At 37.1% G+C, this 21149-nt stretch carries 22 protein-coding genes and 1 other annotated feature; of the genes, 19 read left to right on the forward strand and 3 right to left on the reverse strand.

What is annotated here, in order from left to right; genetic code table 11:
* Nucleotides 1-40: 40 nt before the first annotated feature.
* The 8 genes from ACTYA4_RS08795 (at nucleotide 41) to pheA (ending at nucleotide 6701) form a co-directional block, all read left to right on the forward strand.
* Nucleotides 41-1477 (forward strand): Rne/Rng family ribonuclease, encoded by a 1437-nt coding sequence (locus ACTYA4_RS08795; RefSeq protein ID WP_443480737.1) that lies wholly within the window; start codon nucleotides 41-43, stop codon nucleotides 1475-1477.
* Nucleotides 1478-1555: 78 nt separating this feature from the next.
* Nucleotides 1556-1637, forward strand: a sequence feature (ribosomal protein L21 leader region).
* Nucleotides 1638-1652: 15 nt separating this feature from the next.
* Entirely contained in the window at nucleotides 1653-1961 is a 309-nt protein-coding gene (gene rplU, locus ACTYA4_RS08800; protein ID WP_443480738.1) for a 50S ribosomal protein L21, read from the forward strand.
* A 12-nt stretch (nucleotides 1962-1973) separates the two neighbouring features.
* Nucleotides 1974-2306, forward strand: a complete 333-nt coding sequence (locus tag ACTYA4_RS08805; RefSeq protein ID WP_443480739.1) for a ribosomal-processing cysteine protease Prp — start codon at nucleotides 1974-1976, stop codon at nucleotides 2304-2306.
* 16 nt (nucleotides 2307-2322) lie between these two features.
* Nucleotides 2323-2613 (forward strand): 50S ribosomal protein L27, encoded by a 291-nt coding sequence (rpmA, locus tag ACTYA4_RS08810; protein WP_443480740.1) that lies wholly within the window; start codon nucleotides 2323-2325, stop codon nucleotides 2611-2613.
* Between the two features lie 337 nt (nucleotides 2614-2950).
* Complete coding sequence (locus ACTYA4_RS08815; protein ID WP_443480741.1) at nucleotides 2951-3499, forward strand: Spo0B C-terminal domain-containing protein; 549 nt, start codon at nucleotides 2951-2953, stop codon at nucleotides 3497-3499.
* 81 nt (nucleotides 3500-3580) lie between these two features.
* Complete coding sequence (obgE, locus tag ACTYA4_RS08820) at nucleotides 3581-4870, forward strand: GTPase ObgE (RefSeq protein WP_443480742.1); 1290 nt, start codon at nucleotides 3581-3583, stop codon at nucleotides 4868-4870.
* Between the two features lie 27 nt (nucleotides 4871-4897).
* Nucleotides 4898-5353 carry a transcriptional regulator ThrR gene (thrR, locus tag ACTYA4_RS08825; protein WP_443480743.1) on the forward strand — a complete coding sequence of 152 codons (456 nt, stop codon included), beginning with the start codon at nucleotides 4898-4900 and terminating at the stop codon, nucleotides 5351-5353.
* Between the two features lie 496 nt (nucleotides 5354-5849).
* The gene (gene pheA / locus ACTYA4_RS08830) at nucleotides 5850-6701 is read left to right on the forward strand and encodes a prephenate dehydratase (RefSeq protein WP_443480744.1); all 852 of its coding nucleotides are present in this window, start codon (nucleotides 5850-5852) and stop codon (nucleotides 6699-6701) included.
* A 36-nt stretch (nucleotides 6702-6737) separates the two neighbouring features.
* On the opposite strand, the gene ACTYA4_RS08835 is transcribed toward pheA, so the two are convergent.
* Nucleotides 6738-7277 (reverse strand): transcription repressor NadR, encoded by a 540-nt coding sequence (locus ACTYA4_RS08835; protein ID WP_443480745.1) that lies wholly within the window; start codon nucleotides 7275-7277, stop codon nucleotides 6738-6740.
* 577 nt (nucleotides 7278-7854) lie between these two features.
* Here ACTYA4_RS08835 and safA point away from each other — a divergent pair.
* From safA to yajC, 10 genes are all read left to right on the forward strand, one after another.
* Nucleotides 7855-9651 carry a SafA/ExsA family spore coat assembly protein gene (safA, locus tag ACTYA4_RS08840; RefSeq protein ID WP_443480746.1) on the forward strand — a complete coding sequence of 599 codons (1797 nt, stop codon included), beginning with the start codon at nucleotides 7855-7857 and terminating at the stop codon, nucleotides 9649-9651.
* Nucleotides 9641-10621: a phosphotransferase gene (locus ACTYA4_RS08845; protein WP_445505595.1), complete on the forward strand. Its 981-nt coding sequence runs from the start codon at nucleotides 9641-9643 to the stop codon at nucleotides 10619-10621. The genes safA and ACTYA4_RS08845 overlap by 11 nt, the downstream gene beginning before the upstream one ends.
* 532 nt (nucleotides 10622-11153) lie before the next feature.
* On the forward strand, nucleotides 11154-11801 hold the full coding sequence (locus tag ACTYA4_RS08850; protein WP_443480748.1) for a YhcN/YlaJ family sporulation lipoprotein: 648 nt from the start codon (nucleotides 11154-11156) through the stop codon (nucleotides 11799-11801).
* Between the two features lie 184 nt (nucleotides 11802-11985).
* Nucleotides 11986-12894, forward strand: a complete 909-nt coding sequence (locus ACTYA4_RS08855; RefSeq protein ID WP_443480749.1) for an NAD-dependent epimerase/dehydratase family protein — start codon at nucleotides 11986-11988, stop codon at nucleotides 12892-12894.
* Between the two features lie 197 nt (nucleotides 12895-13091).
* On the forward strand, nucleotides 13092-13622 hold the full coding sequence (locus ACTYA4_RS08860; RefSeq protein ID WP_443480750.1) for a BofC C-terminal domain-containing protein: 531 nt from the start codon (nucleotides 13092-13094) through the stop codon (nucleotides 13620-13622).
* A gap of 148 nt (nucleotides 13623-13770) precedes the next feature.
* On the forward strand, nucleotides 13771-14379 hold the full coding sequence (gene ruvA / locus ACTYA4_RS08865) for a Holliday junction branch migration protein RuvA (RefSeq protein ID WP_443480751.1): 609 nt from the start codon (nucleotides 13771-13773) through the stop codon (nucleotides 14377-14379).
* Between the two features lie 66 nt (nucleotides 14380-14445).
* On the forward strand, nucleotides 14446-15447 hold the full coding sequence (gene ruvB, locus ACTYA4_RS08870) for a Holliday junction branch migration DNA helicase RuvB (RefSeq protein ID WP_443480752.1): 1002 nt from the start codon (nucleotides 14446-14448) through the stop codon (nucleotides 15445-15447).
* 244 nt (nucleotides 15448-15691) lie between these two features.
* Nucleotides 15692-16720, forward strand: a complete 1029-nt coding sequence (gene queA / locus ACTYA4_RS08875; RefSeq protein WP_443480809.1) for a tRNA preQ1(34) S-adenosylmethionine ribosyltransferase-isomerase QueA — start codon at nucleotides 15692-15694, stop codon at nucleotides 16718-16720.
* Nucleotides 16721-16769: 49 nt separating this feature from the next.
* Nucleotides 16770-17909: a tRNA guanosine(34) transglycosylase Tgt gene (gene tgt, locus ACTYA4_RS08880; RefSeq protein WP_443480753.1), complete on the forward strand. Its 1140-nt coding sequence runs from the start codon at nucleotides 16770-16772 to the stop codon at nucleotides 17907-17909.
* Between the two features lie 31 nt (nucleotides 17910-17940).
* Nucleotides 17941-18225: a preprotein translocase subunit YajC gene (gene yajC, locus ACTYA4_RS08885; RefSeq protein ID WP_443480754.1), complete on the forward strand. Its 285-nt coding sequence runs from the start codon at nucleotides 17941-17943 to the stop codon at nucleotides 18223-18225.
* 38 nt (nucleotides 18226-18263) lie between these two features.
* Here the strand turns inward: yajC and ACTYA4_RS08890 are convergent, their stop codons facing one another.
* Nucleotides 18264-18650, reverse strand: a complete 387-nt coding sequence (locus ACTYA4_RS08890; protein WP_443480810.1) for a TIGR04086 family membrane protein — start codon at nucleotides 18648-18650, stop codon at nucleotides 18264-18266.
* Between the two features lie 354 nt (nucleotides 18651-19004).
* The gene (gene spoVB, locus ACTYA4_RS08895; protein WP_443480755.1) at nucleotides 19005-20549 is read right to left on the reverse strand and encodes a stage V sporulation protein B; all 1545 of its coding nucleotides are present in this window, start codon (nucleotides 20547-20549) and stop codon (nucleotides 19005-19007) included.
* A 208-nt stretch (nucleotides 20550-20757) separates the two neighbouring features.
* On the opposite strand from spoVB, the gene ACTYA4_RS08900 reads away from it, so the two are divergent.
* A complete protein-coding gene (locus ACTYA4_RS08900) occupies nucleotides 20758-21057 on the forward strand; it encodes a post-transcriptional regulator (RefSeq protein WP_443480756.1) in 300 nt (99 codons plus the stop codon).
* Nucleotides 21058-21149: the final 92 nt, after the last annotated feature.

The raw sequence follows: 21149 nt of genomic DNA on the forward strand, positions 1-21149 counted from the left end.
TGTATGAAGATATTATCGTGGAAGATAAAGGGTGAACTAGTTGGATAAAGTACTAATTAATGTAAAAACAACAGAAAAACGTTTTGTTTATATAAAAGAAAATAGGCTGGAGCGGTTGTATGTTCAGCAGCCGCAGCAAGTATCATCGGTTGGCAATATTTATTTAGGACAAGTGACTAAAGTAGTTCCGGGCATGAATGCTGCTTTTGTAGAAATTGGCGAAGGAAAAGGCGGCTATTTATCGAAAGAAAAAATTGCCTCCTATGCTTGCGATAACCGGAATATAGAACAGAAGAAAAATATCAGCATTTCTTCCTTCGTTAAGCAGGGAGAACGTGTGCTAGTACAAGTTGTAAAAGATGCTTCTGGTACTAAGGGACCGAAACTAACAGGTATTTTGGAGTTTTCTGGGGAAAATATCGTGTATATGCCCTTTGGCAGATATACGGCTGTTAGTAAAAAAATAGGCGATGCAGAAAAAACTCGTTTTTTACGTGGATTAGGAAATGAGATGACGACAGAAAATGAAGGTATTATTTTTCGAACATCTGCAGCAAACTTAACAAAAGAACAATTGACTTTAGAACTTGATCATTTGCGAGAACAGTTCCAGGAAGTTGCAAATAAAGCGGCCATGCTAAAAAAGGTCACCGTATTAAAAGAAAAGGACGATTTTGAAAAAGAATTAATCAATGTGTTAGACCAACTGCAAGATGCAGAAGTAATGGTAGATGACTTAGAAGATACAAAAAAATGGGCTCGAAAATATCCTAACTTAATAGTCCAATTTTATCAGCATAATAAAGATATGTTTTCTTATTATGGTATTGAAAAAGAAATCGATAAAGCGTTAAAAAGGATTGTGTGGTTAGAGAACGGTGCTTATATCATTATAGATGAAACAGAAGCGTTAACGATGATTGATGTGAATACAGGTAAATTTTCTGGGAAAAATCGGTTGGAAGATACCGTTTTTCAAACAAATAAACTTGCTGCTAAGGAAGTGGCAAGACAGTTGAAAATCCGCGATATATCAGGGATTGTTTTAGTCGATTTTATTGATATGACAGCGTTTAATCAAAAGCAAATTCAAGAGGAAATGATAAACGCTTTACAACAGGATAGCAGGCAGACAAAAGTGCTTGGGTTTACGTCGCTTGGCATTCTGCAATTAACGAGAAAGAAAACAGTAAAGGCTTTAAAAGAGGTGCTGCATACAAAATGCACCGTATGTGATGGGACAGGTTTTGTATTAAGCCCAGAAAGTGTGGCGTTTCAATTAGAAAGAGAACTCTGGGAGTATCGGTACACAGATTGTGAACGGATTTTAATTGAAGCCACCGCTGATGTGATCCAAGTATTTTCTGGTCCAAAAGACATCCATAAGTCAAGGTTAGAAGAAATCTTAGGCATCAAGCTGGAATTTCAATCCTCCAGCATGGCTAAACCGCATTATTCGATTATCTATACAGGTTAAGAGTGTGGAAAATCATGATAGGTTCTTGTTGACAGTAGGAAAGAATCATGATAGTATTTTACTGTTGTTTGTAGCACCCGTGCTCTACAACCGCTCAGAACAGGTAGATAAGTTTTTGCTGGTTGCAAAACGCCTGTGATTGGCGAGTCTTAGTCTAACAAGGAGGTGCAGTTTAATGTACGCAATTATTGAAACTGGCGGTAAGCAAATTAAAGTTGAAGAAGGTCAAGCTATCTACATTGAGAAATTAAATGCAGAAGCAGGCGAGACTGTTACTTTTGACAAAGTTCTTTTCGTTGGCGGAGAAAATGTAAAAGTAGGAAGCCCAGTTGTTGATGGAGCTACTGTTACAGCTAAAGTTGAAAAACAAGGCCGTCAAAAGAAAATCATCGTTTTCAAATATAAAGCGAAGAAAAATTACCGTAAAAAACAAGGTCATCGTCAACCGTACACAAAAGTTGTTATTGAAAAAATCAACGCGTAAGGTTGTTTTTGGATGATCGATATTACGATTAACAAAACAGATTGTGGTCTTATTGATTCGTTTACAATTAGCGGTCATGCTTTATTTGCAAATAAAGGGAAAGATATTGTTTGTGCAGGAGTTTCAGCTGTTTCGATTGGAACCATTAATGCTGTTATTGCCCTTACTGGTATTACCCCTATTATTAAGCAAGGAAAAGATGGTGGATTTTTAAGCTGCACGATTCCAACAGAAATAGCGGATGAGAGCAGACAAAAAATACAGCTTCTTTTAGAAGGGATGATTGTTTCATTCGAAACGATTGAAAGGGACTATGGAAAATACGTAGCTATCACTTATAATTAAATAGGAGGTGGAACGAATGTTAAGATTAGATCTTCAGTTTTTTGCATCGAAAAAAGGGGTAGGTTCTACAAAGAACGGACGCGACTCTATTTCAAAACGTTTAGGTGCTAAACGTGCAGATGGTCAATTAGTAACTGGTGGAAGTATTCTTTACCGTCAACGCGGTACAAAAATCTATCCAGGAGTAAACGTTGGTCGTGGTGGCGATGATACACTATACGCAAAAGTTGACGGAATCGTTAAATTTGAGCGTCTTGGTCGTGATCGCAAACAAGTTAGCGTATACCCAGCAGCACAAGAAGCTTAAGCTTTTATGATAGGCTGACTCATACTTTGAGTCAGCCTATCAATTTGTATAGAGCAAAATAATTGTTTGTCCTTCAACTCTTAGACAGCAAGTAAGCTAAGCTTCTTTCTGTCTAAGAGTTGAATTTTCTATTAAAGGATGTTCAAAAAGGCACCAAACTAAAACTGTGAAACTCTTCGTTGGCTTGCTTCTAATTTGTTACCTTTTTGAACACACATTATTATGCTGGGTGGAATTTTTCATTTTTTCGTATATAATTTTTACTCCAGGTTTACTTTTTTGTTATACTAATTTCAAGCCGTCTTCTGACACTTAATAATCGTGTAGGAGTACAGAAATGAATAAAGACTGGAATACAATAGATTTCTTAAGACATGTACGTCATGATTGGTTAAATAAGATACAATTAATAAAGGGTAATTTGGCATTAAATAAAGAGGAACGTGTGAAGGAAATTATTGAAATGATTATAATGGAAGCGAAGCATGAGGCAAAGCTTTCTAATTTACATATGCCTCAGTTTGCATTATTGCTGTTAACATGTAATTGGGAAAATAATTGCTTTCAATTAGAATATGAAGTATTAAATGAAGAAAAGTGTCTATTTATAGAAGATGCAGCACTTACGGATTGGACTGTTACATTTTTTGAAGTGTTAAATTCTTGTATTAAAACATACGCAGAAAATCATTTGTCTGTATCGATTGATCCTCAATCGAAAGGCGTTAGTTTGTATTTTGATTTTAGCGGAATAATAGAAGATAAAGTATCTATCGAGCATTTTTTAAAATCAAAAACTTCTGATACTATAAAAGTAACGCTTTATGAGTTAACAGAAGAAGAGTTAACTCTAGAATTATTCGTATACTCAAATCACACGAAATAAGTTGAAGAATATGCATTTCTATAGCTTGGATCGTTTTCGGAAAACAAGAATGTTTTCGACGTTTACAGGAGGAAAAAAGATATGTTTGTCGATCAGGTCAAGATTTATGTAAAAGGTGGAGACGGTGGCAATGGAATGGTTGCTTTCCGTAGAGAAAAATATGTACCAAAGGGTGGTCCCGCTGGAGGCGATGGCGGAAAAGGTGCGAATGTAGTATTTGAAGTGGAAGAAGGGTTACGTACATTAATGGATTTCCGCTATCAACGACATTTTAAGGCGCCTCGTGGGGAGCACGGAATGTCAAAAAATCAACATGGAAAAAATTCGAAAGATATGATCGTGAAAGTACCACCTGGAACGATTGTGTCTGATGCCGAAACGAAGGAAGTTATTGCAGATTTGACTGAGCACGGTCAACAAGCAGTTATAGCCCGAGGCGGAAGAGGAGGACGGGGAAATTCAAGATTTGCAAGTCCTTCTAATCCAGCTCCAGAACTTTCAGAAAATGGAGAGCCGGGACAAGAAAGAGAAGTCGTGCTTGAATTAAAAGTATTAGCGGATGTAGGGTTAGTTGGATTTCCGAGTGTTGGAAAGTCCACTTTGCTTTCTGTTGTATCTGCTGCCAAACCTAAAATTGCGGATTATCACTTTACAACGATTGCGCCAAATTTAGGAATGGTAGAAACAGAAGACGGCAGAAGTTTTGTGATGGCAGATTTGCCTGGGCTAATTGAAGGAGCCCATGCAGGTGTTGGTTTAGGACATCAATTTCTTCGTCATATTGAACGAACAAGAGTAATTGTTCATGTAGTGGACATGGCTGCAATTGAAGGAAGAGATCCTTATGAAGATTATGTAACCATTAATAAAGAGCTGCAAGAATACAATATGCGCCTATTAGAACGTCCACAAATCATTGTTGCAAACAAAATGGACATGCCGGATGCAGAAGAGAACTTGCAAACCTTTAAAGAGCAGTTAACAGAAGATTATCCTATTTTCCCTGTGTCTGCCCTTACTAGGTCTGGGTTAAGAGATCTTTTATTTGCTATTGCGGATAAATTAGAACATACTCCTGAATTCCCATTAGAAGAAGTGGAAGAAGAAGCAGGAATTCACCGCGTTCTTTATAAACATGAAGCAGACGAACGAGAATTTTATATTTCAAGAGATTCTGATGGAAGCTTTATTCTATCTGGTGATGGAATCGAGAAGCTCTTTAAGATGACGGATTTCTCTCGTGATGAATCTGTTCGCAGATTTGCCCGCCAAATGCGCGGTATGGGTGTCGATGAGGAGTTAAGACAACGTGGTGCAAAAGATGGAGATATTGTCAAGCTAATGGATTACGAATTCGAGTTTATCGATTAATGTGGATAATCCTTATGAGGTGAGGAAATGAAACAGTATAAATTCGATCAGAAATTTTTCCTTGTTCGAGAAGATGTGCTTCCAGAAGCAATGAAAAAAACACTTGATGCAAAAGAATTGCTGGAAAGAGGAAAGGCGGAATCTGTTGCTGATGCCGTGCAGCAGGTTGATTTAAGTAGAAGTGCTTTTTATAAATACAGAGACACCCTTTTCCCCTTTCATACCGTTGTAAAAGAACGTTTAATTACTTTGTTCTTTTTTATAGAAGATCGGTCAGGAACGCTTTCCAAATTGCTTGGTGTAGTTGCTTCTGGAGGATGTAATGTTTTAACGATTCATCAAACAATCCCTTTGCAAGGCAGGGCAAACGTAACGCTTTCTTTAAATACTGCTGATATGGAAATATCCATTAATGCATTATTGGAAAGACTGCGAGAGCTTGAGTTTGTAGAAAGAGTAGAAGTATTAAGCTCTGGGGCTTAATGTGTTTAACATAGAGAATGATAAAATAATGGAAGAGATTGATGAAGAAAAATGATCTACTAATTCTTCTGTTCGTTCATTCCTATTATTTTGTCAGTCTCTTTTTTATAAAAGGCTATGTTAAAGCTCATTGTTGATTTTGGCACTATGTTGATTTTCGTTCCAGGCGAGAGACAAATTTAACAGAGCCTTGAATAAAGCAATATATATGGTTGAAGCACTGAGCAGCCTGAATACACGTAGACTCCTGCGGGAAAAGCGAGAAAGACGAGACCCCACAGGAGCATAGCGACGAGGAGGCTCGGCACTCGTCCGCGGAAAGCGAAGTGTATTCAGGCTGCGGGTTAAATAACAACAATCTATACGAAAAAAGCCAAAGTAAAAAACACTTTTTGAGCCAAGAGAATATTTTTCTCCGGGGCTGAGCAAGGCGCTTGCGCTTTTCTTATAAGATTCAGAATATAAATAAGAGTGGAAATACGTGGAGGAGAGAAAAGTGAAAGTAGGTTATTTAGGACCAAAAGCAACCTTTACAAATATAGCAGTAAATAGTATGTTTCCAAACGAAGAAGCCATCCCTTATTTAACCATTCCAAATTGTTTTGATGCTGTCATGCAAAATAAGGTAGATGTTGCGTTCGTACCTATTGAAAATACACTAGAAGGTTCTGTTAATATTACATTAGATTATTTGATACATGAAGTGAATATCCCAATTAAAGGGGAAATAACCGTACCAATCAAACAGCAATTAATGGTTCATCCGATACATAAAGAGAATTGGAAGGAAATAGAGGTTGTTTATAGCCATTCCCATGCTATTGCACAATGTCATAAATTTCTTCATTCAGAATGGAATGGCATTCGATGTGAAAACACAACTTCTACTGCAGCTGCAGCGCAATTTATTAAAGAGCATCCTGAAATAAAAGGTGCTGCAATAGGAAATGAACTGACAGCAGAAGAATACGGATTAACGATAGTAAAAAGAAATATTCATGATTTTGATAATAATCATACTCGCTTCCTTATCCTTGCAAAAGAAGAGATAGAATTTTCCACTCCATATTGTTTACATAAAGGGGATAAAACAAGTTTAATGGTCACATTGCCATCTGACAGGTTTGGAGCTTTGCATCAAGTGCTATCTGCATTTGCTTGGAGAAAGCTTAATTTAGTAAAAATTGAGTCTAGACCAACGAAAACAGGACTGGGAAATTACTTTTTTATCATTGATCTTGATAGAAAAATGGATGATGTATTGATTCCTGGCGCTATTGGAGAACTAGAAGCAATTGGCAGCAAAGTTCAAATATTAGGAAGTTATCCTTTTTATACAATCAAGTAAAACAAAAGGTTAAGGCTATGATGCAGCCTTAACCTTTTATTGATCCTCCATTAAAAAATGTGCCGCTCGTAATGCTTCTTCTGCTTCATCCAAAGCTTCCATGGAAGAAGCAGTTATTGTATGTAGGTGAATGCCCTCTGTCAATTGGGATAAATAAGCAGCATTAGTATTCTTTATTTTTTTCATAAATTGCTTTACTTCTTTTCGGTTGGATACAAGAATGGAGGCTGTTAAATCACCATAAACAGGATGTTCAATTTTCACATCTTTTACGGTTACACCATTGTCGACTAATAAATTTAGCTCTTCTTCTGTTCTTTCCGGACCATGGTTGCATGCGACGATTTTTTCGTAAAGAGCAGGTTTGGATTGCTGCAAGTATAAATATCCTTGACTTGTAGCGATAATTGGTTCATTTTTTGCCTTGAGCAAAGTAATATCCCCTACAATAATTTGTCTGCTCACTTTTGTACGATTAGCGAGTTCAGTACCTGTAAACGGTCGTGCATGATCTTGTAATAAAGAGAGAATATACGCTCTTCTTTCCTCACCGAAAAGTTTTTTTGAATCTGTCATACCATTTTCTCTCCTTTTTCAATTGATTATCTTAAAACATCTTTAAAAGCGAACATAAATGTATCAGAAGGAAAGTTAACGATCTTTATGTGCTCCCGATCCTTATTAATGAGTTAATCCTATAATAGGAAAATAAAAAACACTACTTGTACTATTTTATCAAAAGGTTTCATATTGTTGCTAATAAATTTAGGCTGTTTTCGTATAGATTGTTGCTTTTAAACTCGCAGCCTGAATACACTTCGCTTTCCGTGGACGAGCGTCGAGCCTCCTCGTCGCATGCGCTCTGCTTAAGTCTCGTCTTTCTCGCATTCCCACAGGAGTCTACGTGTATTCTGTCTGCTGAGGACTTCTTCTCCCATTTTTTCACGTAAAAAACAACAAATTTTGAGAAAACAGCCTAATTTTATATTCTAATAATAAGAAGGAGTTATCTCTTTATTTAATCCATGATAAAGGTCCTAAAATATGTGGAACATAATTTTTTGAAAAGCGGCATAGATTTTTGTGTAGAACAATAACAATTTTATCCTTACAACATAGACTATATGGACATATGCATAGGAGGGAATCTATAGTGAAGATCCATATCGTACAGAAGGGGGATACTCTTTGGGAAATCGCGAAAAAATATGGCGTGAACTTTGAAGAGTTAAAGATGTTAAATTCCCAGCTCAGTAATCCAGATATGATTATGCCCGGAATGAAGATTAAAGTTCCAACAACAGGAGGAAGTATAAAAAAAGAAGCTCCTATTACTGGAACAAAAAAAGAAATGCCAAAAGCAGAACATCCTTTTGTAAAAGAAAAACCGAAAACAATGCCAATTAAGGAAGAAATACCGAAAAAAGAAATGCCAATAAAAGAAGTACCAAAAAAAGAGATGCCAATTAAGGAGGTGCCAAAGGAGAAACCATTTACTCCAAAAATGCCAACACCTATTATTCCTGAAATCGATATTAATAATTATTATTCTATGAATATGACGAATGTGGATGTTGATGTAGTTGATATAGATATTGAAAAAACAATACCACAGCCCCCGCCAAAACCTATTGTAAAAAAAGAAGCACCAATTAAACAAGAGGTCTGTCCACCTATTATCCCATATCAACCAATTTGTGTATCACCGATGATGCCTGGATCTGGATTTCCACCAGGAGTTTGTCCTCCGGATCCATGTGCTGCAGAACAAATGCCAACACATTATGAAACACTGCCAGGTGTAGAACATACACACTATCAACATTGGAAAGATGAATCTTCTTCCTCTTCGCATATGCAGTATCACACACACCATAAAGGAGTAGAAGGTTATGCAATGCCAACCTATCATGAGACAGGTAATATACCAAAAGAATATTATCAGCAGCCATTAGTAGCATACGGGCAAATGCCTGCCGAACATGGTCATGTCCTTCCTAAACAGTATAAACAGGAGTCGTCTTCTGATTTTATGGGAAAAATGCATATGCAACCAACGCAAATGCCTTATAGCAGTCCTCCAGCAGCTGATGATTGTGGCTGTGGTGGCCCTTCCATGCCACAACTCGGGTATGCATCTCCTGAAGCAGGCTTTAGTCCGCAAATGGGAGCATATCCATATCCGGAAAGCTTTGGAGGGGGAATGCCACAGATGCAACCAGGAGTTAGTCCGCAAATGGGAGGCTATCCACAACCGGAAAGCTTTGGAGGGGGGATACCGCAGATGCAGCCAGGAGTTAGTCCGCAAATGGGAGGCTATCCACAACCAGAAAGCTTTGGAGGAGGAATGCCGCAGATGCAGCCGGGCTTTAGTCCGCAAATGGGAGGCTATCCACAACCAGAAAGCTTTGGAGGGGGAATGCCGCAGATGCAGCCAGGCTTTAGTCCGCAAATGGGAGGCTATCCACAACCGGAAAGCTTTGGAGGGGGAATGCCGCAGATGCAGCCAGGTTTTAGTCCGCGAATGGGAGGCTATCCATATCCAGAAAGCTTTGGAGGAGGAATTCCACAGATGCAGCCAGGTTTTAGACCAGATATGCTAGCAGCACCACCTTTCCCAGGCGTATACAATCCAATGGGGCCACATGCACCAATGATGCTGCAGAATCCATACCCACCAGGATCTGTTGGCAACACACCAACATCTGAATATGCAATAAATGATGACATTCAAAATGGTCATTTACAACCTGATTCTTTTGGCAATATAAATCAGCAAGAAATGGCACCGCCTGTTTTTGGTCCGGGTGGAACTGCTCCAGTTTATATGCCTCCGTATCATGGTAATTTTGCACAGCCGCCATTAATAAATCCATATGGGGTAGATGCAAGAACTCCATTCGGAATGCCACAATACCATGACGATGAAAGCAGTGACTATGGAAATTAACAACAAAGGGGACGATTATTTCTTCTATCGTCTCCTCTCTTTATTACAAAAACAAATTCCCTATTCAATAAAGGAAATAGCAAGAATTAGAGACGATGTGTATTTAATCAAGACAGATCAAGTATTGTTTATATTAAAAGGGTATAGCAGCTATCAAAAACTCAAAATACAAGAAGCGTTTACACACTCCTTACATAAAGAAGGGTTTACACAAACGTACCGTTTTTATTTATTATCTGAAGAACCGCTCATATTGGATCGAATGCTGTTTGGTTGTATCGAATATATTCAGCCAAGTGATCAAACGTTTTCTTATCAAAGCAAAGTATACAGAAAGGAAGCTCTAGCATTATTAAATACGTATTACGAAACTACTGCAAAATTAGTCGATAGCTATAAGCATATTCTTCCGAAACACCAAATGATCGAAAAATGGATGGAAAGAAGTATTCAATTTAAACGAAATGTACCGATTATTCGTTATTTTTTAGACGAGCAAGTAATCAATACGATTGTTTATTGGGCAGATTGGTCATTAGCAACTTTAGAAACGGAAAAACATTTTTTTGAAAATGGGAAAAAGGTCATTTTACATGGTGATGTTGCTCACCATAATTTTTTGCGAGGGCAAAATGAATTATTATATTTAATTGATTTCGATTTAATAAGTATTGGACCTACAAGTGTCGATTATGTACAATTTGCGAACCGAATTTTACCAATAATTAATTGGTCTTTTTACCAATTAGAAAAAATGGCTGTATTTCAGCCATTGGTTAAAAATAAAGCTTTTTTAATTGCATTAGCTTATCCAACAGATTTATTTCGTGAATGGAATCGTTTAATAAGACAAAATAATTGTAAAGATAAATTTACACTACATCGTCTCGTTCAATTAACGTCAAATCAATTCACAAAAAGAAAAAAATTTATTCATAAGATAATGAAAATAATAGAAAAAATGGAATAATAATACTCTTGTGGACAACTGTTCCTCCCTATTCATTCGAAAAAAACAAAATATTGCGCATAGAAAGAGTAAATTTTCAAATAAATCACGTAGCTCCAGCTCCTTTTCCATAGGCTACCCTGAAATATGGCTTTGTTAAAAGGGGTTTTCCGAAGCTTATCGCTCGCTTTCCGCGGGGCGAGCGCCGAGCCTCCTCGTCGCTTTGCTCCTGCGGGGTCTCGCCTGTCTCGCTAATCCCGCAGGAGTCGAGCGAACGCTTCTCCAAACCAACATCATTTTTAGCTCTAACTCCTTATATCTTCAGCTGAATGAACACTACTTATTTTCATCCCCCATGGTGCGAATTTTATTAGCATGGGTGTCTCTGTTAAATTTCAGTGTTGATTTCCGCTCCAATCAACAATTAGCTGTAACACAGCATTTCCATAAAAGAAAAACTGCCTATACTTAACAGGATGAAAGTTTCCCTTTGTACAGAAAATAAAAAGGGCGAAATAAAGCCCTAAAAAATACAAAGGGGGACAAAGGTATTTTGAAAAATATAAAAAAGGCTGCTTCTATTCTTTTTGGTCTTTCGATTTGTTTAACTGGTTGTGGCATTCAGGATGAAGAGGCAAATAACAAAGAATTAAATAATGCAAAACCGCTCGGTTATTATTCAAATGAACATCATGAAGATACGAATGGTGGAAATGCCAGAGTGTTAGACGGAGAAGATAATGATGGACCACTCACCGAAATGATGGACCATACTTTCGGGGAAGAAGGACAACAGCGGGATCAAGTTGTTCGAAATGTAAACAATGACCGTTCCAAAAATCAGGATAACAATCGAATAAATCAAGATATCAACTATGACATAGACTTATCACAAAAAATTGATGCAGCTGCAGCGAAAGTGGAAAATGTACAAGATGTTAATACGTTTGTTTATGGAGATCAGGTGCTAATTGCGTTACAGGTAAATAACCGAAAAAATATGGATAGAACTGAAAGAAGAACGAAAGAGGAAATTAACCCATATATAAACAATAAAAATGTTTCCATTGTAACAGATCAAGGAATTTTTTCCGGGATTGAAGAAATTAATAAAAAAATTAGAGAAGGTCAGCCAGAAAAAACAATTTCTACTAACATCGAAGATATGTTGGAGAAAGTGGAAACAGATGTTAATAAATAATCATATGGGAGCGAAGTTCTGCTTCGCTCTCAGGCTGTTGAAAAATGTTGGCTTTCTTATTTCCTATCCTTATGATGCATGTTTTGTTCTTTATAAAGAAATAAAAGTTGTTTTTCTCTAATTAAATACTTTATAATAAAATGAATATTCGTTATAAAGAACAGTTTGTGGTGGAGGGGAAATCGTGAAGGTTTTAATAACTGGTGGTGCAAGCAGTTGTATTGGTCCTGAATTGATAAAGGGACTTGCAGAAAAACAAATAGAAGTAGTCGTAGTAGATGAGGTAAGCAGCAACAAAGTATCCTCTCTTTCTTCCATAGTAACGTATTATCAAACAGTGATCGATCAAGACTCTCTAATAAAAATTATCATGAAAGAACAAATTGAATATGTGATTCATTTAAAAACAAACCCTTTACTTGTTAACAGTGTAAAAGATTCTTTTTATGCTTCAGAAGAAAATATTACAGCAACTATCCATGTATTAGAGGCTTGTGCACAAACAAAAGTAAAAAAAATAATTTTCCCTTCCACTGTAGCTGTTTACGGAAAGTCTGATCAAGTGCTAGAAGAAACAGCATTGTTGCAGCCACATTTATTTGCAGGGCTATCAAAAAAAATCGAAGAACAATACATAATAAATTTTCATCGTTTATATGACTTATCCTATAGTATTTTACGATTTTCTACCATATACGGACCGTTATCTGCTTATCAGGGAGAGCCAGAAATTATTGCATCAGCTATTAATCAATATATGAATAAAGAAACACCGAGTATAAAATGGAAGGGAGAAAAGCAAACAGACTTTATTTATGAAAGAGATGCGGCTATGGCTATTTGTGCAAGTTTAGAAGGCGGGGATAATGAAATCATTAATATCGCATCAGGAAAATCTTCTTCCTTCTGTGAGGTGGCTGCAATTATTCAAAAAGAAAGCAATTTAATAGCTGCTCCGCTTTATCAACCTAAAAATCAACCTACTAATAGTCAAATTTCAATTAAAAAGGCACAATATCTTTTACACTGGCAGCCAAAAATGACGTTGGAGGATGGAATAAAAGAAATGATGGCGCATGCTAACAACACGTAAAGTTTGTGGCAGAATTCATTCGTATATTTTGTTGTATGCAAAGTTCATAAAATTTTAGAATGAAAAACAGTATTATGGTGAGAATAATAGCGAATGAAACAAAATGATTAGTAGCTTGAATTCAAAGAAACTAAGTTCATTTTGTCTTGAAAAGACGTAGTATTCGTTTTTTCCAGTAACTAAAGAGGTGGTTATTGATGAAAACCAGATTCCTTTTAATCTCAACTGTTTTTCTTTTCCTTTTATTAACTTCTTTTTTGACATTTGAAAATAAGCCAAGTTATGCGAACAAAATGCATGAAGGCGATGAGCATCCTACAAGAATAGATGTTGTGTTAAAAAGGATCTATTTGGATGGAGAAATAAGTGAAGAGTCTCTCGAGGAAACGGTTTGGTCTATGAAAGACTTCTTGTCAAAATATGATAAATGGCAGATAGAAAAGATGGGAAAGAACAAGCTCGTATTTACAAAGGAAGTAGATGATATTTCTCCATTATTAAAAACGAACGGTTATTTTGGTATTTCAGATGAAGGGATTCTTACTATTTATAATGGAAAACCTGAATACTCCCATATTATTCAATCTTTTTTTCAAATAGATTTAAAAAAATTAGAATCAAACGAGCAAAAAAATTTACAAAAAGGAATTCGGATTAAAACAAAAGACCAGTATGTAGAGGTGCTTGAAACCTTTAAGCAATACACAACAGACAATAAAGCAAATTAATGGACAATAGCTAATAAGAAAAATCGGGCGAGTTATTGCCCGGTTTTTCTTATTAAGACGAAATATTTTGAAAATCATCTTAGATGGCAGATTTTCTTTAATATATGATAAAATAAGCAATAGGTTTTAAAAGGGGAGCGAAAAAATTTTGTATGAATATATTAAAGGTAAGATAGATTATGTAGGACCAGAATACATAGTGCTTGAAAATAATGGGGTTGGCTATCAGATAAAAACGCCAAATCCTTTTTCCTTCTCTGCTTTAATTGGGCAAGACAATACGGTTTTTACCTATCATTATGTGAGAGAAGATATTATTAGTTTATATGGTTTTCGATCAAGAGAAGAAAAAACATTGTTTACGAAGCTGCTGAATGTATCTGGAATTGGTCCAAAAGGTGCGCTGGCGATATTGGCATCAGGTGAGCCAGGGCAAGTGATAACAGCAATTGAGAATGAAGATGAAGCATTTTTAGTGAAATTTCCTGGTGTCGGAAAAAAAACGGCACGACAAATGATTCTCGATTTAAAAGGAAAACTTCCAGATATTATGCCAGATTTCATTCCCAATCTCTTTACTGCAGAGATTGCTGCGAAAAAGCAAGAGGGCTCAGCAGCGTTGGAAGAAGCATTGTTGGCATTATCAGCACTTGGATATTCCGATAGAGAAATTAAAAGGATTACACCAAAGTTAAAGAACGAGCAGTTAACAACCGATCAATATATTAAATTGGCGCTGCAACTACTTTTAAAATAAATCGTAACTCACCCAAAAAAGATCTTATTTTAATTTTGATTTCTTTGAATGAGGGGGGAGAATGATATGGATGAGCGGATTATTTCAGGGGAAGCGGATGTACAAGATGTATCGTTTGAACAGAGCTTACGGCCAGTTCGTTTAAAAGAATATATTGGACAAGAAAAAGTGAAAAGCAATCTAGAAATCTTTATTAAAGCGGCAAGATTGCGAGAAGAGTCCTTGGATCATGTTCTTTTATATGGTCCCCCAGGCCTCGGAAAAACAACATTAGCTACTATCATTGCTAATGAAATGGGCGTAAATATACGGACGACGGCAGGACCAGCAATTGAACGTCCAGGCGATTTGGCTGCAATATTGACGGCATTAGAACCAGGAGATGTCCTTTTTATTGATGAAATTCACCGCTTGCCAAGATCAATTGAAGAAGTGCTTTACCCGGCAATGGAAGATTTTTGTTTAGATATCGTGATTGGCAAAGGAGCGGATGCACGATCTGTCCGCATTGATTTGCCTCCATTTACCCTTGTTGGCGCAACAACACGGGCTGGGTCTATTTCCGCTCCTTTAAGAGATCGTTTCGGTGTATTATGCAGATTAGAGTATTATAAGGAAGAGCAATTAAAAGATATTGTCGAGCGAACGGCAGAAGTGCTGCAAACGGAAATAAATGACGATGCAGCTTGGGAAATTGCCAGACGGTCAAGAGGGACACCGAGAATAGCCAATCGCTTGCTGCGCAGGGTGCGAGACTTCGCCCAAGTAAAAGGGGATGGAAGCATTACGAAAGATATTTCCCATTTATCTTTAGAGCTGTTGCAAGTAGACCGTTTAGGTTTGGATCATATTGACCATAAATTATTAATGGGGATGATTCATAAATTTAAAGGCGGTCCGGTTGGGCTGGAAACGATTGCTGCTACAATTGGAGAAGAAGCACATACAATTGAAGATGTGTATGAGCCTTATTTATTACAGATTGGCTTTATCCAAAGAACGCCAAGAGGAAGAGTAGTTACGCATCTCGTATATGAACATTTTCATATAAAAGATGAAACCGATTAAAAAGAAATGGCTGTTTTCTCAAAGTTTGTTGTTTTTTACATAAAACATTAGAAAAGTTTTTCTTAGCAGCCTGCATACACGTAGACTCCTGTGGGAATGCGAGAAAGACGAGACCCCGCAGGAGCGTATGCGACGAGGAGGCTCGACGCTCGCCCACGGAAAGCGAAGTGTATGCAGGCTGCGCGCTTAAAGCAACAATCTATACGAAAATAGCCAAAGAAATAAGAGAAAACAGGTGACAAGATTGAAAGTAGAATTATTTGATTTTTATCTGCCAGAAGAACTGATTGCCCAAACGCCTTTAGAGGATAGAACGAGCAGCAGACTAATGGTTGTTAATAAAACAACTGGCAGCCTAATCAATCGAAAATTTAAAGATATAATCGACTATATAAATCCGGGAGACTGTCTTGTTTTAAATGATACAAGAGTACTTCCAGCAAGACTATATGGGGAAAAAGAAGGAACTGGCGCTCATATTGAGGTTCTGCTATTAAAGCAGCAAGAAGGCGATCAATGGGAAACACTCGTGAAGCCAGCTAAACGGGTAAAAGCTGGTACGGTTATTTCCTTTGGGAATGGCAAATTAAAGGCGGTATGTGTAGAAGAATTAGAACATGGCGGCAGAATTCTTGATTTTCAATATGACGGCATCTTTTATGAAATATTAGATGAGCTGGGAGAAATGCCTCTTCCTCCGTATATTAAAGAAGTATTAGACGATCAAGACAGATATCAAACAGTCTATGCAAAAGAAAGGGGATCTGCTGCGGCTCCAACGGCAGGACTGCATTTTACAGAAGCGCTATTAGAGGAGTTAAAGGCAAAAGGTGTTCATATTGCTTTTATTACACTTCATGTTGGCTTAGGGACATTCCGGCCAGTAAGTGTTGATGATGTCGATGCCCATGAAATGCATGCGGAATTTTACCAGCTAACAGCGGGAACGGCAACGTTATTAAATAAAGTAAAAGCAGAAGGCGGCAGAATTATTTCTGTAGGCACGACGTCGACGAGAACACTAGAAACGATTGCATCAGCAAATGATGGCGTATTTGTAGAAAAAAGCGGGTGGACGAATATTTTTATTTATCCAGGCTATGAATTTAAAGGAATAGACGGGATGATTACGAACTTTCATCTTCCTAAATCTACGCTTATTATGCTCGTAAGTGCACTTTGCGGCAGGGAAAATATTTTACATGCCTACGAAACAGCTGTAAAAGAAAGATACCGTTTTTTCAGTTTTGGGGATGCGATGTTTATTCAATAGCTTGTATAATTAGGTAAGAAAATTAGAGATGATTAAAGGAGAAAACACATTGACAGCAATACGCTATGAATTAATTAAAACGTGTAAACAAACGGGAGCAAGATTAGGAATCGTCCATACTCCCCACGGATCTTTTGAAACACCTACGTTTATGCCAGTAGGAACATTGGCAACGGTAAAAACAATGGCTCCAGAAGATTTAAAAACAATGGGCGCCAATATTATTTTAAGTAATACGTACCATTTATGGCTGCGCCCAGGTCATGAAATCGTTAAAGAAGCTGGTGGTCTGCATAAATTTATGAACTGGGATAAAGCAATTTTAACAGATTCAGGCGGGTTCCAAGTATTCAGTTTAAGCGATTTTCGCAAAATTGAAGAAGAAGGTGTACACTTCCGCAACCACTTAAATGGAGACAAGTTATTCCTTTCTCCTGAAAAAGCGATGGAAATTCAAAATGCATTAGGCTCTGATATTATGATGGCATTTGATGAGTGCCCTCCGTATCCAGCTGAATATGATTATATGAAGAGATCAGTCGAAAGAACATCCAGATGGGCAGAGCGCTGTTTAAAGGCACATCAGAGATCGCAAGACCAAGGGTTGTTTGGCATTATTCAAGGCGGGGAATACGAAGAATTAAGAAAACAAAGTGCAAGAGATTTAGTTTCTTTAGACTTTCCTGGCTATGCTATTGGCGGGTTATCGGTTGGAGAACCAAAAGATGTGATGAACCGAGTATTAGAGTTTACGGCACCATTAATGCCAGATAATAAACCTCGCTATTTAATGGGAGTAGGCTCGCCGGATTCGTTAATTGACGGCGCTATTCGTGGAATTGATATGTTTGATTGTGTGCTTCCAACAAGAATTGCAAGAAATGGTACGGTGATGACAAGTGAAGGCCGGTTGGTTGTAAAAAATGCAAAATACGCAAGAGACTTTAGTCCATTAGACCCTAATTGTGACTGTTATACTTGTAAAAATTATAGTCGTGCATACATTCGTCACTTGATACGATGTGACGAAACATTCGGAATTCGACTTACATCTTACCATAATCTTTATTTTCTGTTAAACTTAATGGTGAATGTCCGACAAGCGATCCGCGAAGATCGACTAGGTGACTTCAAAGAAGAATTTTTTGAACGTTATGGATTTAATAAACCGAACGCTAAAAACTTCTAAATAGAAAACAAGTTGAAAGGAGGGGAAATAGATGCAACAACTTATTAGCATAGCTCCATTTATTGGAATCTTTGTCCTGTTTTACTTTTTGTTAATTCGTCCACAGCAAAAACGCCAAAAAGCGGTGAGACAAATGCAAAGTGAACTGAAAAAAGGGGACAAGGTGGTAACAATCGGAGGTCTTCATGGTATTGTAGATGCAATTAATGAAGGTACAGTTGTTATCAAATGCGGAGATGGCAGCCGTCTTACATACGATCGTAATGCTGTTCGTGATGTAACACCAGCTTCTAGTCCTGTATTAGATAAGGCTTAATAAAGCACAGAAAGCAGCAGGGACTCCTGCTGCTTTTCTTATATGGAACTGCTTTTTGAGAGGTTTACTCCTAAAATGCCGCCCATCATGCATATTAACGTATAGCATATATGATAGATGAACTGTTCTGCTGTAAATAGCTGATCTAGACCTAAATACGTGAATAAAAACACAATAACAGAATAGATTAATCCTGTTACCCCTCCAAGAAACCAGCCTTTCTGCTTTCCTTTCCCACCAGAAATAAATCCACCAGAAAATAAAGTAATAAATGAGACAGCAGTAATGATGTACTGGAGTGAAGATTCTTGCAGAGATGTAAATCTTAATAGTAAGGAAAATATGATACTGCTTGTAATTAACAGAATAAATATGGAAATCAGCCCATATAAAACGGCGCTTCCAACATGTTTACTTTCTTCGATTGTAACCCTCTCCCTTCCAAACTCTCTTTATGCATTCTAGTACAAGCATATTCACCATTTTGAAAAATAGAATCAAAAAATAATGGCTGTTTTCGTATAGATTGTTGCTTATAAACTCGCAGCCCGAATACACTTCGCTTTCCGGTGGGCGAGCGTCGAGCCTCCTCGTCGTATAAGCTCCTGTGGGGTCTCGTCTTTCTCGCATTCCCACAGGAGTCTACGTGTATTCAGTCTGCTGAGTACTTCTTCTCCCATTTTTTTTCGTAAAAAACAATAATCTTTGAGAAAACAGCCAAAATAATAAAGGAAGCTTTTGCTGAACAAGTATAGGGACTAGTCCACAGAATAGATGAATTAAGCAAAAAGGGGACCAATCCACGGGAATTTCTTTAAATCTTCTTTTTTTATTAAGTTAAAAATCAATAATAGAAATAAATAAATGATGCTTATGATGCAGGTAATTATGATTACTTTAACCGGCAAGGACATAATGGAAATCATGTTCGTTAACTTTGTCCCAATATAACCGGTAACAAAGATAATCAACATCATTTTTATGTAATCTCTCACATAGATGGAAAAGCTGATTGTTTTTATAATGGTTGCCAAATGAAGCATAGTCACAAGGACAAACCCAACAATTAAAGCAATGGCAACTCCGTATATTCCAAATTCAGGGCGGCTGGCTAAAAATAAAATTACAGCTGTCTTCACAGCAGCCCCGATAAAACTGTTGATCATAGCAGCACGGGCAAAATTAAGTGCTTGAAGTGTTGCCTGAAGAGGGCCTTGATAATAATTTAAAATAAAAAAAGGTGCCATTAGCTGAATAAAAGTTGTTCCTCTTGAACTATGATACATAACGGACATCAGTGGTTCTGCCAGCACAAACAAAACAACGACGGCAAGACCTCCTGTCATAAAAGTGAATAAAAGCGCCTTCTGCAATAAATAATCGATTTTTTCATATTGATTATTTGCTTTCGCTTCACTAATCGCAGGAACAAGGGAAGTGGAAAGCGATTGGGTAAAAAAAGACGGCAGCATTAATAAAGGAAGGGCGAACCCTGTTAAGACACCATATTGTTTTGTTGCATTAACCGCTGTTAAACCTGCTATTGATAAACTATGTGCCACAACAATGGGTTCTAAAAACCAGGCAATGCTTCCGATTAATCTGCTTCCAGTTGTCGGCAGAGCAACTTGCATCAATTCCTGAAAGGTCGATTTTCCGTTTACGACATACTGAAAAAATTTTTTCCGAAAAGGAAATGATTTTTTCCATTTAAAAGATGTTAATAAAAAAAGCAAGGAAGCTAGTTCCCCTAGCACAGATGCTAACATGGCGCCAGCAGCGGCGTATTCAATGCCAAACGGTAAAAATGCTTTTGTGAGAGCTGCTATAAGGGTAATGCGGATGACTTGTTCGATGACTTGTGATGTCGCAGCTGGCCGCATATTTTGGCGCCCTTGAAAATAGCCTCTTAGTATAGATGAAACAGCGATAATAGGTATAATTGGTGAAATTGCTATGAGCGGCTGCAATGTTCTAGGATCTGTAAATAAAGTATGTGATAAATAAGGGGCAAGCAAAAATAAAGCAGGTGTAAACAAAACAGTAAGAGCTAATGTAGTAGCTAATGATACAACTAATATGGATTTGACTTTTCGATTATTTCCTTCTGCCTCAGCCTCGGCAACATTTTTCGAGATTGCAACAGGCAGTCCAAATTGAGTGATGGTTACGACAAGGATAAGCGTAGGATATACCATCATATATAAGCCAACGCCATCTTCCCCGATAAATCTTGCAATCACGATGCGATTAATAAATCCTAGTACCCTTGTGATAAATCCTGCTACTAATAAAATCATGGTTCCTTTTAAAAACTTAGACATTTAATTCCCTGCCTTCTCAAATTGCGATTCATGCTATACAATTAACTATATGCAATAAAGTGGACAAAGCATGACAAGGAATGATGATTTTTTGTTGTTTGTCTTATAGAAAGAGTTGTTATAAGGGCAATGTATATGAATTGGAAAGTAATGAAAAAGTGAACGTGTTTGATCAGACTGATTAAATAAACAGAGGAGCTGTTGTAGTATGTCATCAGCGCATTTATATGATCATTATCGAAAAGAACTGCAACCTGTGTTAAAAAGTAAATTAGAAGAATTTCATTTACTAGGATATGAAACGATAACAGAAGATGAATTATGGTTTTACTTAACAAAGAAAAAGTGGAAAAAACCTTCCGATAGCGGCAGAATGTTTATTTTGGTACAGGATATATTACATGTGAAAATCGGAGAATTTATGAATTTTACTACTATTGAAGCATATAAGATGGAAGATTTCTTTTCTGTATTATCAGAAGAAGAGAAAAAAGAATTGCTAAAGTAAGTAGGTTATTTTCCTGTATATATAGGTAGTAAGACCTCCGTCAATAGAAGGGCCACTTTATGATATTTTTTTGAACAAATTGACAGCTATCT

This window comes from Niallia yueguangensis (assembly GCF_052663115.1).

What these genes read in the sequence shown, in the direction of transcription:
- rplU (WP_443480738.1), top strand. Translation starts at nt 1,653, where the DNA reads ATGTACGCAATTATTGAAACTGGCGGTAAGCAAATTAAAGTTGAAGAA.
- ACTYA4_RS08805 (WP_443480739.1), top strand. Translation starts at nt 1,974, where the DNA reads ATGATCGATATTACGATTAACAAAACAGATTGTGGTCTTATTGATTCG.
- rpmA (WP_443480740.1), top strand. Translation starts at nt 2,323, where the DNA reads ATGTTAAGATTAGATCTTCAGTTTTTTGCATCGAAAAAAGGGGTAGGT.
- ACTYA4_RS08815 (WP_443480741.1), top strand. Translation starts at nt 2,951, where the DNA reads ATGAATAAAGACTGGAATACAATAGATTTCTTAAGACATGTACGTCAT.
- obgE (WP_443480742.1), top strand. Translation starts at nt 3,581, where the DNA reads ATGTTTGTCGATCAGGTCAAGATTTATGTAAAAGGTGGAGACGGTGGC.
- thrR (WP_443480743.1), top strand. Translation starts at nt 4,898, where the DNA reads ATGAAACAGTATAAATTCGATCAGAAATTTTTCCTTGTTCGAGAAGAT.
- ACTYA4_RS08835 (WP_443480745.1), bottom strand. Translation starts at nt 7,277, where the DNA reads ATGACAGATTCAAAAAAACTTTTCGGTGAGGAAAGAAGAGCGTATATT.
- ACTYA4_RS08845 (WP_445505595.1), top strand. Translation starts at nt 9,641, where the DNA reads ATGGAAATTAACAACAAAGGGGACGATTATTTCTTCTATCGTCTCCTC.
- ACTYA4_RS08860 (WP_443480750.1), top strand. Translation starts at nt 13,092, where the DNA reads ATGAAAACCAGATTCCTTTTAATCTCAACTGTTTTTCTTTTCCTTTTA.
- ruvB (WP_443480752.1), top strand. Translation starts at nt 14,446, where the DNA reads ATGGATGAGCGGATTATTTCAGGGGAAGCGGATGTACAAGATGTATCG.
- yajC (WP_443480754.1), top strand. Translation starts at nt 17,941, where the DNA reads ATGCAACAACTTATTAGCATAGCTCCATTTATTGGAATCTTTGTCCTG.
- spoVB (WP_443480755.1), bottom strand. Translation starts at nt 20,549, where the DNA reads ATGTCTAAGTTTTTAAAAGGAACCATGATTTTATTAGTAGCAGGATTT.
- ACTYA4_RS08900 (WP_443480756.1), top strand. Translation starts at nt 20,758, where the DNA reads ATGTCATCAGCGCATTTATATGATCATTATCGAAAAGAACTGCAACCT.